This window comes from Plasticicumulans acidivorans, assembly GCF_003182095.1.
GTDB classification, from domain to species: domain Bacteria; phylum Pseudomonadota; class Gammaproteobacteria; order Competibacterales; family Competibacteraceae; genus Plasticicumulans; species Plasticicumulans acidivorans.
The window spans coordinates 479,507-493,919 of sequence record NZ_QGTJ01000002.1 but is presented as its reverse complement, the minus strand read 5'-3'; the positions used below and the strand labels follow the sequence as shown (position 1 = coordinate 493,919).

12 protein-coding genes are annotated in these 14,413 nt (G+C 67.6%); 11 read left to right on the top strand and 1 reads right to left on the bottom strand.

Annotated elements, in window-relative coordinates; all coding sequences use genetic code 11:
• Positions 1-16: 16 nt before the first annotated feature.
• From mnmG to C7443_RS04895, 8 genes are all read left to right on the top strand, one after another.
• Positions 17-1,915: a tRNA uridine-5-carboxymethylaminomethyl(34) synthesis enzyme MnmG gene (gene mnmG, locus C7443_RS04925; RefSeq protein ID WP_110017436.1), complete on the top strand. Its 1,899-nt coding sequence runs from the start codon at positions 17-19 to the stop codon at positions 1,913-1,915.
• Between the two features lie 179 nt (positions 1,916-2,094).
• Complete coding sequence (locus C7443_RS04920) at positions 2,095-2,385, top strand: DUF6489 family protein (RefSeq protein WP_110017435.1); 291 nt, start codon at positions 2,095-2,097, stop codon at positions 2,383-2,385.
• Positions 2,386-2,441: 56 nt separating this feature from the next.
• Complete coding sequence (locus C7443_RS04915) at positions 2,442-2,813, top strand: response regulator transcription factor (RefSeq protein ID WP_110017434.1); 372 nt, start codon at positions 2,442-2,444, stop codon at positions 2,811-2,813.
• A gap of 35 nt (positions 2,814-2,848) precedes the next feature.
• Positions 2,849-4,966 carry a 3'-5' exonuclease gene (locus C7443_RS04910; protein ID WP_110017433.1) on the top strand — a complete coding sequence of 706 codons (2,118 nt, stop codon included), beginning with the start codon at positions 2,849-2,851 and terminating at the stop codon, positions 4,964-4,966.
• A gap of 9 nt (positions 4,967-4,975) precedes the next feature.
• Entirely contained in the window at positions 4,976-5,176 is a 201-nt protein-coding gene (locus C7443_RS04905) for a hypothetical protein (protein WP_110017432.1), read from the top strand.
• 4 nt (positions 5,177-5,180) lie between these two features.
• Positions 5,181-7,931, top strand: coding sequence for a sensor histidine kinase (locus C7443_RS04900; RefSeq protein WP_246004554.1), 2,751 nt, complete (start codon positions 5,181-5,183; stop codon positions 7,929-7,931).
• Between the two features lie 18 nt (positions 7,932-7,949).
• Complete coding sequence (gene dapF / locus C7443_RS20355; RefSeq protein ID WP_246004553.1) at positions 7,950-8,777, top strand: diaminopimelate epimerase; 828 nt, start codon at positions 7,950-7,952, stop codon at positions 8,775-8,777.
• Positions 8,774-9,469 (top strand): DUF484 family protein, encoded by a 696-nt coding sequence (locus C7443_RS04895; protein WP_110017431.1) that lies wholly within the window; start codon positions 8,774-8,776, stop codon positions 9,467-9,469. Before dapF ends, C7443_RS04895 begins: the two co-directional genes overlap by 4 nt.
• Positions 9,470-9,540: 71 nt before the next feature.
• Here the strand turns inward: C7443_RS04895 and yihA are convergent, their stop codons facing one another.
• A complete protein-coding gene (gene yihA / locus C7443_RS04890) occupies positions 9,541-10,158 on the bottom strand; it encodes a ribosome biogenesis GTP-binding protein YihA/YsxC (RefSeq protein WP_110017430.1) in 618 nt (205 codons plus the stop codon).
• Positions 10,159-10,375: 217 nt separating this feature from the next.
• Between yihA and C7443_RS04885 the strand changes: the two genes are divergently transcribed.
• From C7443_RS04885 to ccsB, 3 genes are all read left to right on the top strand, one after another.
• Positions 10,376-10,984, top strand: coding sequence for a c-type cytochrome (locus C7443_RS04885; RefSeq protein ID WP_110017429.1), 609 nt, complete (start codon positions 10,376-10,378; stop codon positions 10,982-10,984).
• Between the two features lie 174 nt (positions 10,985-11,158).
• On the top strand, positions 11,159-13,204 hold the full coding sequence (locus C7443_RS04880) for a cytochrome c biogenesis protein ResB (protein WP_246004552.1): 2,046 nt from the start codon (positions 11,159-11,161) through the stop codon (positions 13,202-13,204).
• Positions 13,205-13,235: 31 nt separating this feature from the next.
• Positions 13,236-14,411, top strand: coding sequence for a c-type cytochrome biogenesis protein CcsB (ccsB, locus tag C7443_RS04875; protein WP_110017427.1), 1,176 nt, complete (start codon positions 13,236-13,238; stop codon positions 14,409-14,411).
• Positions 14,412-14,413 lie beyond the last annotated feature (2 nt).

Below are 14,413 nucleotides of genomic sequence, written 5' to 3'. Positions count from 1 at the left end.
TTGGCGGATCAAAGCGATGCGTTACCCGGACGAGTTCGATGTGATCGTGGTCGGTGGCGGCCACGCCGGCACCGAGGCCTGCCTGGCCGCGGCGCGGTGTGGTGCGCGCACGCTGCTGCTGACGCACACGATCGAGACCGTGGGCGCGATGAGCTGCAATCCGGCCATCGGCGGCATCGGCAAAGGCCATCTGGTGCGCGAGATCGACGCGCTCGGCGGCGCCATGGCGCGCGCGGCGGATCGCGGCGGCATCCAGTTCCGCACGCTCAATTCACGCAAGGGCCCGGCGGTGCGGGCGACGCGGGCCCAGGCCGACCGCGCGTTGTACCGCGCGGCGATCCGGGCGATCGTCGAGAACCAGCCGAACCTGCAGGTGTTCCAGCAGGCTGCCGATGACCTGCTGCTCGACGGCACGCGGGTGTGCGGCGTGCGCACGCAGACCGGCATCGAATTCCGCGCCCGCGCGGTGGTGCTGACCGCCGGGACCTTCCTCGCCGGGCGCATCCACGTCGGCATGGAAAACTACGAAGGCGGGCGCATGGGCGATCCGCCGGCGAACACGCTGTCGGCGCGGTTGCGCGAGCTGCCGCTGCGCGTCGGCCGGCTGAAGACCGGCACGCCGCCGCGCATCGACGGCCGCAGCATCGATTTCTCGCGCCTCGCCGAGCAGCCAGGCGATACGCCGGAGCCGGTGTTCAGCTTCCTCGGCTCGCGCGCCGAGCATCCGCGCCAGGTGTCGTGCTGGATCACCTACACCAACCAGCACACGCACGACGTCATCCGCTCCGGTCTCGACCGCTCGCCGATGTATGCCGGCGTCATCGAGGGCGTCGGGCCGCGCTACTGCCCGTCGGTCGAGGACAAGATCGTGCGCTTCGCCGACAAATCGGCGCACCAGATCTTTCTTGAGCCGGAAGGACTGGGCACGCACGAGTTTTATCCGAACGGCATTTCCACCAGTCTGCCGTTCGACATCCAGCTCGGCCTGGTGCGCTCGATCGCCGGCCTGGAGCAGGCCCACATCACCCGGCCCGGCTACGCCATCGAATACGACTTCTTCGATCCGCGCGATCTGCATCACACGCTGGCCAGCAAGCACCTCGACGGGCTCTACCTCGCCGGGCAGATCAACGGCACCACCGGCTATGAGGAAGCCGGCGCGCAGGGCCTGCTCGCCGGTCTCAACGCTGCACTCGCCGTGCAGGGGCGCGAACCGTGGTGGCCGCGCCGCGACGAGGCCTACCTCGGCGTGCTGATCGACGATCTGATCACCCGCGGCACCAGCGAGCCGTACCGCATGTTCACCAGCCGCGCCGAACACCGCCTGCACCTGCGCGAGGACAATGCCGACCTGCGCCTGACCGCGATCGGGCGCGAGCTGGGCTGCGTCGATGACGTGCGTTGGGCGGCGTTCAGCGGCAAACGTGAAGCGATCGAGCGCGAAACCCAGCGCTTGCGCGACTGCTGGGTGCGGCCGGCACAGCTCGATGCGGCGCTGGCCGGCGAGCTGCTCGGCGGCGAGCTGGCGCGCGAGACGCGTGCGCTCGAACTGCTGCGCCGCCCGGCACTGGACTACGCCGCGGTGCTGCGCCTCGGCGGCCTGCCGGCGCTGGAGAACGACCCGGCGGTGAGCGAGCAGGTCGAGATCCAGGCCAAGTACGCCGGCTACATCGAGCGCTCGCGCGAGGAGATCGAACGCGCCCGCCGCCACGAGGAAACGCCGATCCCTGCCGACATCGACTACGCGGCAGTACGCGGCCTGTCCGCCGAGGTGCGTGAAAAGCTCGCCCGCGTGCGCCCGGACACCGTCGGTCAGGCCGGGCGCATTCCCGGCCTGACGCCGGCGGCGATTTCGCTGCTGCTGGTGCACCTGCGGCGTCTGCGCGAGCAGTCCGGGCAGCGTGCAGCGGGCTGAATCCAGCGCTAAAACTCATCGCACGCGCGCCCTGCGGCCGCAAAATTGTCGCTGGTGCCGGTTTTCGGCTAGTGTCAGGACGGCTTCCGGTTTAGACGGAGCCTGAGTACCGGCCCGTTGCAGACCCGTCCGCGCGCAGAGACGGGCGCGCCGGTGGATCGGTTGACAGGGGGAGCAGAATGAAACTGAACGTCAATGTGGAGGCGACGCCACAGGAATTGCGCGAATTCCTCGGCTTGCCCAACGTGCAGCCGCTGCACGATGAAATGATGGCGCTGATTCGCGAAAACATGATGAAGGGGGCGAACGGCTTCGATCCGGTCTCGCTGATGAAGCCCTTCCTCGCCAATTCCATGCAGGTGCAGTCGGTCGAGGCGCTGCAGAAGCTGTTCTGGGATGCGTTCAACCACGCATCGGGTGCAGCGACGGGCACGGCGAGTGCTGCGAAGAAAGATTCAAGAGGCGCCTGAAGCGCCCGTTGCGGCCGGCTGGGGCCGGCCGCTGCTCCCCGGGGAGGAGACGGTTCATGGCCAGGATTCTGGTGGTCGACGATGAGCCCAACATTCTGTTGTCGCTCGAATTTCTGATGCGTCACGCGGGCTATGAGGTGCGCACTGCCATTGACGGCGAGGCGGCCTTGCAGGCCATTGCCGCGCAGGTGCCGGATCTGGTGCTGCTCGATGTGATGATGCCGCGGCGCGATGGCTACGAGGTCTGTCAGGCGATCCGCGACAACCCGGCCTGCAGCGCGGTGAAGGTCGTCATGCTCACCGCCAAGGGGCGTGAGGTCGAGCGCGAGAAAGGCATGGCCCTCGGCGCCGACGACTACATCATCAAACCCTTCGCCACGCAGGAGCTGCTGGCGCGGGTCAGGGAGCTGCTGGCCGGCCCGGCCTGAGCTCACCCGCAGTCGCTGCCAGGGGGAGTCCCGGCATGTCCGTTCGCACCAAGTTCTGGGCGCTGCTGCTGGCGCCGCTGGCTTTTACGGCGATTTTCGCGGCGATCTCGTTATGGAAGCTGCCTGAGATCGTCGTCGATCCTTACATCCAGGAAAACGTCCGCGCCTTCTATTTCGCCGGCGGCATCCTCGCCGGTCTGGCCTACGCGGTGGTCTGGGCCTTCATCGATACCGCGTTCGTGCGCCCGCTGAAGGCGCTGCTGCACGGTGCACGCATCATCAGCCGCAGCAATCCGGCGCATACGCTGGAGATGCCGAACAACCATCTGCTCGGCGAAGTGCCGGCGATCGTGCAGGAGCTCGGCGCCAGCCTGCACAAGGCGCGCAAGGAGGTCGCCGCGGCGACCGCGACCGGCACCCGCGAGATCGAGCTGCAGAAGTCGCGGCTGGAAATCGTCCTGCGCGAGCTCAGCGAGGGCGTGCTGGTGTGCGACGCCGAGGCGCGCGTGCTGCTCTACAACCCGGCGCTGCTCAAGCTGATGCCGCAGCCCGAGGCGCTCGGTCTCGGCCGTTCGATCTACGGCCTGCTGACGCGGGCGCCGATCGAGCACACGCTGGACTGGCTGAGTTTTCGCCAGAGCCAGGCGGGCGAGGGCAGCGTGCCGGCGACCGATGCCGAATTCATCTGTGCCGCCGCCGACGAGTCGCGGCTGTTCCAGTGCCGCATCAGCCTGCTGCCGGGGCTGGCGCCGGGCCGCGCCGGCTTCGTCGTCACCGTGCGCGACATCACCCATCAGGTTGCGCCCGGCACGCTCGGCCCGAGCGGCTTCAAGGGGCTGGTCGAGGACCTGCGCCGGCAGATCGCCTCGCTGCGTTTCGCCGCCGAGAGCCTGTCGCTGTTCGGCGACATGGAGCCGGCGCAGCGCAAGGCCTTCGAGGGCGTGATCTTCGATGAGAGCGCGGCGCTGGCCGAACGCGTCGAATTCCTTGCCCACCACGTGCGTGCGCTGTTCGCCGCGCAATGGCCGACCGCCGACGTGTTCAGCGCCGACATCCTCGGCGCCGTACTGGCGCGCCTGGAGCGGCAGGCAGATGCGCCACGGGTGACGCTGAGCGGTGAGCCGCTGTGGCTGCACTGCGACGGCCAGAGCGTGATGCAGCTGGTGGAATTCGTGCTCGGCGAGCTGCACCGCGTGCAGCCCGAGGCCGAAATCGAGATCGAGTGCCTGCTCGGCAACCGTCAGGTCTACATCGACATCGTCTGGCCGGGGCGGCCGCTGCCGGCGGCGACCATCGAGGCCTGGGCGCGGGCGCCGCTGCAGAACGTCGCCGGTGCGGCGACCGTCGGCGAGATCCTGCGCCGCCATCATTCCGATCTGTGGAGCCAGCCGCATCGTCGCACCGGCTATGCGCTGCTGCGCATTCCGCTGCCGGCATCGAGTCGGCAGTGGCTGCAGGCGACAGCGCTGCCGGAGCGTCCGGAGTTCTACGACTTCGAGCTGGGGCGGCGGCCGGCCGAGCTCGGCGCGCTCGGCGAGCGGGCGCTGAAATCCCTCGATTACGTGGTCTTCGATACCGAAACCACCGGCCTGTCGCCCTCGCGTGGTGACGAGATGATCCAGATCGCCGGTGTGCGCATCTGCCAGGGCAAGATCCGCGAGGGTGAAACCTTCGACCGGCTGATCAACCCCGGCAAGCCGATCCCCAAGGCCTCGATCAAATTCCACGGCATCACCGACGCGATGGTGCGCGACAAGCCGGGCGCGGCCGACGTGCTGATGCAGTTCGCGACCTTCGTCGGCGCCGACGACACCGTGCTGGTGGCGCACAACGCCGCCTTCGACATGAAGTTCCTCGAACTGAAAGAGGCGGTGGCGCGGGTGTCCTTCCGCGCCCATCCGGTGCTCGACACGCTGCTGCTGAGCGGCGCGATCCACGACTACACCGACGACCACACGCTCGATGCGATTGCCGAGCGCCTCGGCGTCGACGTGCACAACCGTCATACCGCGCTCGGCGACACGCTGGTCACCGCGCAGGTGTTCGTGCGCCTGATCGAGCTGCTCGAAGCCCAGGGCATCACCACGCTCGGCCAGGCACTGGAGCTGTCCGAAAAAATGACCGCCGTGCGCAAGCAGCAGGCGAAGTTCTAGGACGCGACGATGGACAGCCCGCGCAGCGCCTGGATCGTCTGGCTCGCCGTCGCCGCCGTGCTGCTGCTGGTATGGCCGGGACTGGCGCTGTTCGACCGCGAGCAGCGCATCGCCGGCATGCCACTGCTCTACGTCTACGTCTTCGTCGCCTGGCTGCTGATCATCGGGCTGGTGCGGGCGTGGATGCGCCGCGCCGGAGACGGGGATTGAGCGCATGTTCTCCGACGGCCTGATCCTCGGCGCGGCGCTCGGCTACATCGGCGTGCTGTTCGCGATCGCCTGGTATGGCGACCGCCGCGCCGAGCAGGGCCGCTCGCTGCTGGCCAGCCCGTGGACCTACACGCTGTCGATCGGTGTCTACTGCACGGCGTGGACCTTCTATGGCAGCGCCGGGCGCGCGGCGCACGGTGGCATCGGCTTTCTGCCGGTGTATCTGGGGCCGACGCTGGTGCTGATCCTCGGCTGGCAGCTGCTGCGGCGCATCGTGCGCATCTCGCGCCGCCAGCGCATCACCTCGATCGCCGATTTCATCGGTGCGCGCTACGGCAAGAGCCATCTGCTCGCCGGCCTGGTCACGGTGATGGCGGTGCTCGGCATCATGCCCTACATCTCGATCCAGCTTAAGGCGGTGGCGACCAGCTTCGCCGTGCTGCGCGCCTACCCGCAGGTGCTCGCTGCCGATGTTGCCGCCAGCGGGCCATTCTGGACCGATACCAGCTTCTGGGCGGCGCTGGCGCTGATCGCCTTCGCCATCCTCTTCGGCACCCGCCACATCGACACCACCGAGCGCCACGAAGGGCTGGTGGCGGCGGTGGCCTTCGAGTCGGTGGTCAAGCTGGCCGCCTTCATCGCACTCGGTGTGTTCGTCACCTGGGGGCTGTTCGCCGGCCCCGGCGATTTGTTCGCGCAGGCCGCGGCGCTGCCGGAGCTGGCGCGGCTGATGCGCTTCGAGGCGGTCGCCGGCGGCCATGCTGGCTGGCTGGCGCTGGCGCTGCTGTCGGCCTGCGCGTTCCTGTTCCTGCCGCGCCAGTTCCAGGTGCTGGTGGTCGAGAACGTCGACGAAGCCCATCTGCGCACCGCCTGCTGGGGAGTGCCGCTGTATCTGTGGGCGATCAATCTGTTCGTGCTGCCGGTGGCCTTCGCCGGCCTGCTGCTGTTCCCCGGCCTCGACCCGGACTTCTACGTGCTCGATCTGCCGATCCGCGGCCAGCTGCCGTGGCTGGCGCTGGTGGTGTTCATCGGCGGGCTGTCGGCGGCGACCAGCATGGTCATCGTCGAGACCGTGGCGCTGGCGACGATGGTCTGCAACGACCTGGTGATGCCGCTGCTGCTGCGCGTGCGTGCGCTGCGTCTGGTCGAGCGCGACCTCAGCGGCTGGCTGCTGGCGATCCGCCGGGTGGCGATCGCCGGCATGATCCTGCTCGGCTACCTGTACTTTCGCCTGATCGGCGAGTCCTACGCGCTGGTGTCGATCGGCCTGATTTCATTCGCTGCCTGCGCGCAGTTCGCGCCGGTGATCCTCGCTGCCCTGTACTGGCCGGGGGCGACGCGCCGTGGCGCCTTCTGCGCACTCGCCGGCGGCTTTGCGGTGTGGGCCTACACGCTGCTGCTGCCGTCGTTCGCCCGTTCCGGCTGGCTGCCGGCGAGCTTCATCGATGCCGGGCCGTTCGGCATCGAGCTGCTGCGGCCATATCAGCTGTTCGGCCTCGGCGGGCTCGACGTTTACGCCCATGCGCTGGTGTGGAGCTGGATCGCCAACGTCGGCGGCCTGGTGCTCGGCTCGCTGCTGAGCCGGCCGGATGCCGTCGAGCGGGTGCAGGCGCGCGCCTTCGCCGAGGCGCTGACCAGCGACGCCGGGCGCGAGGCGCGGCTGCTGTGGCGCGGCAGTGCCGATGTCGGCGAGCTGCAGGCGCTGGTGGCGCGCTTCCTCGGCCCGGCGCGCACCGCGGCGGCCTTCGCCGGCTACGCCACGGCGCATGGCCTCGACTGGCAGCGCCAGCCGCGGGCCGACGGTGCGCTGATGCACTTTGCCGAGCAGCAGCTGGCCGGCGCGATCGGGGCGGCCTCGGCGCGGGTGATGGTGTCTTCGGTGGTCAAGGGCGAGGCGCTGTCGCTCGATGAGGTGATGACGATCCTCGACGAGACCTCGCAGGCGATCGAGTACAGCCGCCGGCTGGAGGTGCAGTCGCGCGAGCTGGAGGCGGCGACGCGCGAGCTGCGCGAGGCCAATGCCCGCCTGCAGGAGCTCGACCGGCTGAAGGACGAGTTCATGTCGACGGTCACCCACGAGCTGCGCACGCCGCTGACCTCGATCCGCGCCTTCGCCGAGATCCTGCAGTCGGCGCCGGAGATGGAGCCGGCGCAGCGCGGCGAATTCCTCGGCATCATCGTCAAGGAAAGCGAGCGGCTGACGCGGCTGATCAATCAGGTGCTCGACATGGCCAAGATCGAGGCCGGCCGCGTCGACTGGCGCAGCGAGTGTGTCGAGCTGAACACGCTGCTGCGCGATGCCGCCAACTCGACCAGCCAGCTGTTCCGCGACAAGGGCGTGCGCCTGGAGCTGGAGGTGGCCGAGCCGCTGCTGCGGGTGACCGGCGACAGTGACCGGCTGACGCAGGTGGTCATCAACCTGCTGTCGAACGCCGTGAAGTTCTGCCCCGACCACGACGGCCGGGTGCGGCTGCGGCTGTGGGGGGATGCGACGACGGCGCATATCGAGGTCGACGACAACGGCCCCGGCATCCCGGCCGAGCAGCAGCGTGCGGTGTTCGAGAAATTCCATCAGGTCTCCAGCCAGCAGGCCGGCAAACCCAAGGGCACCGGCCTCGGCCTGCCGATCAGCCTGAAGATCGTCGAGCGCCACGGCGGGCGTATCGATCTGTCCAGCCGCGCAGGGCAGGGCGCGAGTTTCCGCGTCGTGCTGCCGCTTGCCGATGATCATGCCGTCACCTGCGCAGATGGCTAAACTGCGCCGATGAAATCAATGCTGCGCTTTACCAAGATGCATGGCCTCGGCAACGACTTCGTCGTCATCGATGGCGTGCGCCAGGATGTCCAGCTCGATGCCGAGTGCGTGCGCCGGCTGGCGGATCGCCATTTCGGCGTCGGCTGCGATCAGCTGCTGCTGGTCGAGCCGGCGCGCAGTGCCGACACGGATTTCCGCTACCGCATCTTCAACGCCGACGGCGGCGAGGTCGAACAATGCGGCAACGGTGCACGCTGCTTCGCCCGCTTCGTGCGCGATCAGGGGCTGACCGATAAGTCGGCAATCCGCGTCGAGACCGCCGGCGGTGTCATCGTGCTGCACGTCGGTGACGACGGTGATGTCTGCGTCGACATGGGCGTGCCGCAGCTCGAACCGGCGCTGATCCCGTTTCTCGCGCCGCAGCGGGCCGCGGCCTACACGCTCGAACACGACGGCGTCGACTACCGCATCGGCGCGGTATCGATGGGCAATCCGCACTGCGTGCTGCGGGTCGACGCGGTCGACACCGCACCGGTGGCCACGCTGGGGCCGGCGCTCGAACACCATCCGCGCTTTCCGGCACGGGTCAACGTCGGCTTCATGCAGGTGCTGGCGCGCGATCACATCCGCCTGCGCGTGTTCGAGCGCGGCGCCGGTGAAACGCTCGCCTGCGGCACCGGTGCCTGTGCGGCGGTGGTCGCTGGCCGGCTGCAGGGCTGGCTCGATGCGCAGGTCCGGGTCGAGCTGCCGGGTGGCACGCTGCGCATCGACTGGGCCGGTGAAGCTTCGCCGGTCCTCATGACCGGCCCGGCGACGCGGGTCTTCGAGGGGAGCATCGTCCTATGAGCGCCGTTTCACCACAGCCGGCCGATCCGGCTTACGAGGCGCAGGTCGCCGACTACCTGGCGGCACATCCCGACTTCTTTCTGCGCCACCTCGAACTGCTGGAGTCGCTGCGGATTCCGCATGCGGTCGGCGCGGGTGTGACCTCGCTGATCGAGCGTCAGCTGGCACAGCTGCGCAGCCGCAATTTGTCCCTGCTTCAGCGTCTGCACGAGTTGATCGACGTCGCCCGCGCCAACGATCGCCTGTCGTCACGCATGCACCAGCTGGCGCTGACGCTGATCGAAACCCGTGAACTCGACGAGCTGCTGCTCGCCATCGCGCGCATCCTGCGCGACGAGTTCGAAGCCGATGCCGTGAGTCTGCGTCTGGCGGCGCGGCCGCTTGGCACCTGTGCCGTGCCCGGGGTGTTCGTTTCCGCGCTCGATCTCGACCCGCTGCGCGGCCTGCTGGAAGCGGCCAAGCCGCTGTGCGGGCCGCTCGAAGCCGAGCTGGCGCAGGCGCTGTTCGCCGATGCCGGCGTGGCCTCGGCGGCGCTGGTACCGTTGCACGGCGGCCTGTGGGAAGGCGTGCTGGCGGTCGGCGCGCGCGATGTGCAGCGCTTCGGGCCGGGTCTCGGCACACTGTTCCTGCAGCGTATCGCTGCCCTGCTGGAGCAGGCCCTCGACCCGCACCTCGACACCCCCGTCGACTGAGCGGGCAGGGAAGGGCGCCGGCGCGCGGATGATCCGCCTGCTCCCGGCGCTATCGCGGCAGGCGCGGTCGTTCAGGCATGCGGTGGTGTGGCGCTGAAACCGAACCAGGCGTCGAGACGGGCCTGGGCTTCAGCCAGGCCGGTGCGGTCGAGCGAGGAAAACAGCTGCGCGCTGGCATTGGGGAAAGCCGCCGCCAGCTCGCGCCGCACCGCCGCCAGGGTCGCCAGCGCCGGACCACGGGAGAGCTTGTCGCACTTGGTCAGCAGCACGTGGGTGTCGAGACCACGATGGCGGGTCCATTCGAGCATCTGCCGATCGAGCGGATTGAAGGGGTGGCGGATGTCCATCATCAGCAGCAGGCCGACCAGGGCCTGGCGGGTTTCGAGGTAGCGGGCGAGCACGTTCTGCCAGTGGCGTTTGATCGCCTCCGGCACCTGTGCATAGCCGTAACCCGGCAGGTCGACGAGACAATGGCTTTCATCGACGGTGAACAGGTTGATCAGCTGCGTGCGTCCGGGGGTCTTGCTGACGCGGGCCAGGCGGCTCTGGCCGGTCAGGGTGTTCAGGGCACTGGACTTGCCGGCATTGGAGCGGCCGGCGAGCGCGATCTCACGGCCGGTGTCCGTCGGCAGCTGAGACAGCTCGTTGGCGCTGCTCAGAAAACGGGTCATCCGGTAGCGGTCTGTCATGGCGCGAACCTGCCTTGTCGAGCTGGCGGAAACCACGGTCTCAACGCGGGAATCTGATTGAAGGGAAGGGGCGAAGCTGGTATATAACGCGGCTGTTTTTTGCCACCGACATTGCCGGTCGACGGTGCGCCAAAGAGCGTCTCGGCGCAGAGTTTGCCCAAGCTGCAGCCGCCAGGGTCAAAAAGCCGAATCCAGCATGGTACAGGAGTCGTCCCACATGAATAAGCTGTTTTTGATCGCCGCGACGAGCGCCCTCATCGGCTCCGCTTCGCTGGCTTGGGCTGCCGGCGATGCCGCGGCCGGCCAGGCGAAGTCTGCGATGTGCGCAGCCTGTCACAGTGCCGATGGCAACAGCGTAAGCCCCGACTTCCCGAAACTCGCGGGGCAGAATGCCGGCTACCTGTACAAGCAGCTCACAGATTTCAAGTCGGGTGCGCGTGTCAACGCGACGATGTCGGGCATGGTCGCTCCGCTGTCCGATCAGGACATGCAGGACCTGGCCGCCTACTTCTCCAGCCAGCAGATGAGCAAGGGTGAGACCGACCCGGCACTGGCCAATGCCGGCCAGGCGGTGTTCCGTGGCGGCAACCTGGAAACCGGCGTTGCAGCCTGCATGGCCTGCCACGGCGTTACCGGCAAGGGTAACGAGGGTGCCAAGTTCCCGGCGCTGGCCGGTCAGCATGCCAAGTACGTCGAGCTGCAGCTGATGACGTTCCGCTCGGTATCGCGTACCAACGATCCAGGCATGATGATGCGCAATGTCGCGGCGAAGATGTCCGACGCCGAGATCAAGGCCGTCGCCTCGTACGTGCAGGGTCTGCAGTAAGCGGCGCCGGGCCTGCGGCCCGTACGTCTTGATGTATTGCCAAGGGTGGCCCGGTGGCCACCCTTTATTTTGTCCCGGCGCCGTGCCGCCTCGCGATCCGCGCGCCGTCGTGGAACCTTGCGTGAGGGGCCGTGTCTACCGCCGGTCACCACGCCTCCCGATATGAGCGTTTCCGTGAGATCCGACGCCCCCGCCCGCCCGCCCCGCCGTCTCAGCAGCCAGCTGTTCGAATTTCTCGGCTCGATGAATTTCGCGATCATGCTGTTGGTGGTCGTTGCGATTGCGTCGGTGATCGGGACGGTGCTCAAGCAGAACCAGCCCTATCAGGACTACATCATCAAGTTCGGGCCGTTCTGGTTCGATGTGTTCCGCAAGCTGGGGTTGTATGACGTCTACGACGCGCCGTGGTTTCTCTGCATCCTCGGCTTTCTGGTGCTGTCGACCAGCGTCTGTCTGTGGCGGCACGTGCCGGGCATGCTGGCGGAGATCAACCACTTCCGTACGACGGTGCAGGCGAAGTCACTGCGGGCGTTTCACAGTCATGCCGAATGGGCGTTGCCGGAGCAAACGGCGGCGCAGGTGCAGCAGTCGGTCTCCGAACTGCTGGGCGCCCGCGGTTACCGGGTCCGTCTCAAGGAGCACAGCGACCACCGCGTGCTGGCGGGGCTGAAGGGCGGGCTGAACCGCTGCGGCTATCTGTTCGCCCATCTGGCGATCGTCATCATCTGCATCGGCGGACTGCTCGACGGCAACCTGCCGCTGAAGTGGCGTGAGTGGCGCGGGGAGATCCGTCTGGAAACCCGCGACGTACCGGCACGCGACGTACCGGACAGCAGCCGGCTTCAGCCGAGCGACAATTTCTCCTTCCGCGGCAATGTGCGCCTGCCGGAAGGCACGACGACGAATTTCCTGTTCCTGCGCCTGCGCGACGGCTTCTTCATTCAGGAACTGCCGTTCGCGATCGAGCTGAAGAAGTTCAACGTCGAGTTCTATCCGACCGGCCAGCCGAAGTCCTTCGAGAGTGACGTGCTGATCCACGACGAGGATCATCTGCAGCAGCCGCTGCCGGCGACGATCCGCGTCAACCATCCGCTGGTGTACCGCGGCTATGCCATCTACCAGTCGGATTTCGGCGACGGCGGCTCGCTGCTGACGATGCGCGCGCAGCCGCTGCTCGGCCAGCAGGGCGAAGCGCCGCAGCTGCAGGGGCGTGTCGGCGAGAAGATCCCGCTGAAGACCCCGCAGGGGCCGCTGACGCTCGAACTCGATGACTTCCGCCTGTACAACATCCTGCCGGTGCCGGCATCCGAACAGAACGATCCGCAGGCGCATGGCGAGGCGGGGCGCAAGGTGCGCAACTTCGGGCCGAATTTCACCTACCGGCTGCGTGATGCCACCGGTCAGGCCGAGGAGTATCAGAACTTCATGGTGCCGATGCGCCTCGACGGGCGCAGCTTCTTCCTCTCCGGTGTGCGCGGCTCGCCGGCCGAGGAGTTCAGCTATCTGCACATCCCGGCCGACGCCAAGCTCTCGCCCGATCGTTTCCTGCGCTTCGTCGCGCTGCTGCATGACCAGCCGCGTCTGCATGCCCTGTTCACCGCCGCCGGCGAAAGCGCTCCCGGCCTCAATGCCGAAGAGCTGGCGACGGTGCGCGAGCGTCTGGTCGATCTGTTCCTGCGCCAGGGGATCGATGCCATCGTGGCGCAGACGCGCGCCCGCGTGCCGGCGGACAAGGCTGAGGAAGCCTCGCGCTTCTTCCTCGAACTGCTGCGCCGCAGCCTCGGCGAGGTCTACATCCAGGTGCTGCGCGAGGAAGGGCTGAAGCCCGAAGACGGCGTCGCCGATGCCGACGAGACTTTCTTCAACGATGCGCTGAATGCGTTGTCGGCGCTCGGCAGCTACCGTGCGCCGTTCTGGCTGCAGCTGACGAATTTCGAGCAGCTTCAAGCCTCTGGCTTGCAGATCACGAAAGCCGGCGGCCAGAATATCGTCTATCTCGGCTTCGCCCTGCTGACGCTCGGCGTGTTCGTGATGTTCTATACCTCGCACCGTCGCGTCTGGGCGTGGATCGCCGCCGACGGTGCTGGCACGCAGCTGATCCTGGCCGGCAGCGGCAATCGCCATCAGGACGCCTTCGCCAAAGAATTCGATGAAATTGTCCGTACCGCCGCGCGCCGTTTCGGCCCGCCACTGGCGGAATCCGCAGCGCCCGAGCGCTGAGTCTTTTCCTGCTGAACCGGAGGTATCCGCGATGGCGGTGACACGCGAACACATGCTGGACGATCTGGCGGCGCCAGGTTTCTGGCAACGCCTGACCCTTCGCGACTGGTTGTGGGCGGCGCTCGTCGTAGCCGGCTCGCTGTGGGCGTATGCGAGCTACAGCGCGTACATGGACGAGTATGAAGTGGCGATCCTCGCCGGCTGCGCGCTCGGGCTGATCGCCTGGGGTCTGCAGTGGCCGCCGGCGCGCGGCCTGTCGCTGACCGTCGCCGGCTTGTCGCTGTTCGCGCTGTGGCGCTATGGCAATGACCTCGGCGCGCAGGAGCGCGACTTCTTCCTCAAGTACCTGCTCGGCAGTCAGGAAGCCTTCATGTGGATGAGCGCGCTGTTCGTGCTGGCGACGCTGACCTACATCGCGCATTCGGTATCGCAGTCGGCCTTCGTCGGCCGCGTGGCCTCGGCGTTGACCTGGTCGGCCTCGACGATCGGCATCACCGGGCTGATGGTGCGCTGGCGCGAGTCTTACCTGATGGGCACCGACATCGGCCACATCCCGGTCAGCAATCTCTACGAGGTGTTCATCCTGTTCGCGGTGGTGACCGCGCTGCTCTACCTCTACCACGAGCGCCGCACCGGTACGCGCAAGATGGGGGCCTTCGTGCTGCTGGTGATTTCCGCGGCGATCGCCTTTCTGCTCTGGTACACCTTCGACCGCGAAGCCAACCGCATCATGCCGCTGGTGCCGGCGCTGCAGAGCTACTGGATGAAGATCCACGTGCCGGCCAACTTCATCGGCTACGGTTCGTTCGCTCTTGCCGCGATGCTCGGTTGCGCCTGGTTGCTGCGTGACAAGGCCGAGCGTGCCGGCTGGCGTGCGGTGGCGGCGGCGCTGCCCCCCTGCGCGCTGCTCGATGACGTGATGTACAAGGCGATCGCCCTCGGTTTTGCCGCGTTCACGCTGGCGACGATCCTTGGTGCGCTGTGGGCCGCCGAGGCCTGGGGCGGCTACTGGTCGTGGGACCCGAAGGAAACCTGGGCGCTGATCGTCTGGCTCAACTACGCCGCCTGGCTGCACCTGCGCCTGACCAAAGGCATGCGTGGCGCGCCGATGGCGTGGTGGTCGATCATCGGTTTGCTGGTGACGGCTTTTGCCTTCCTCGGTGTCAACATGTGGCTGTCCGGCCTGCACTCTTACGGCACGCTCTGAGC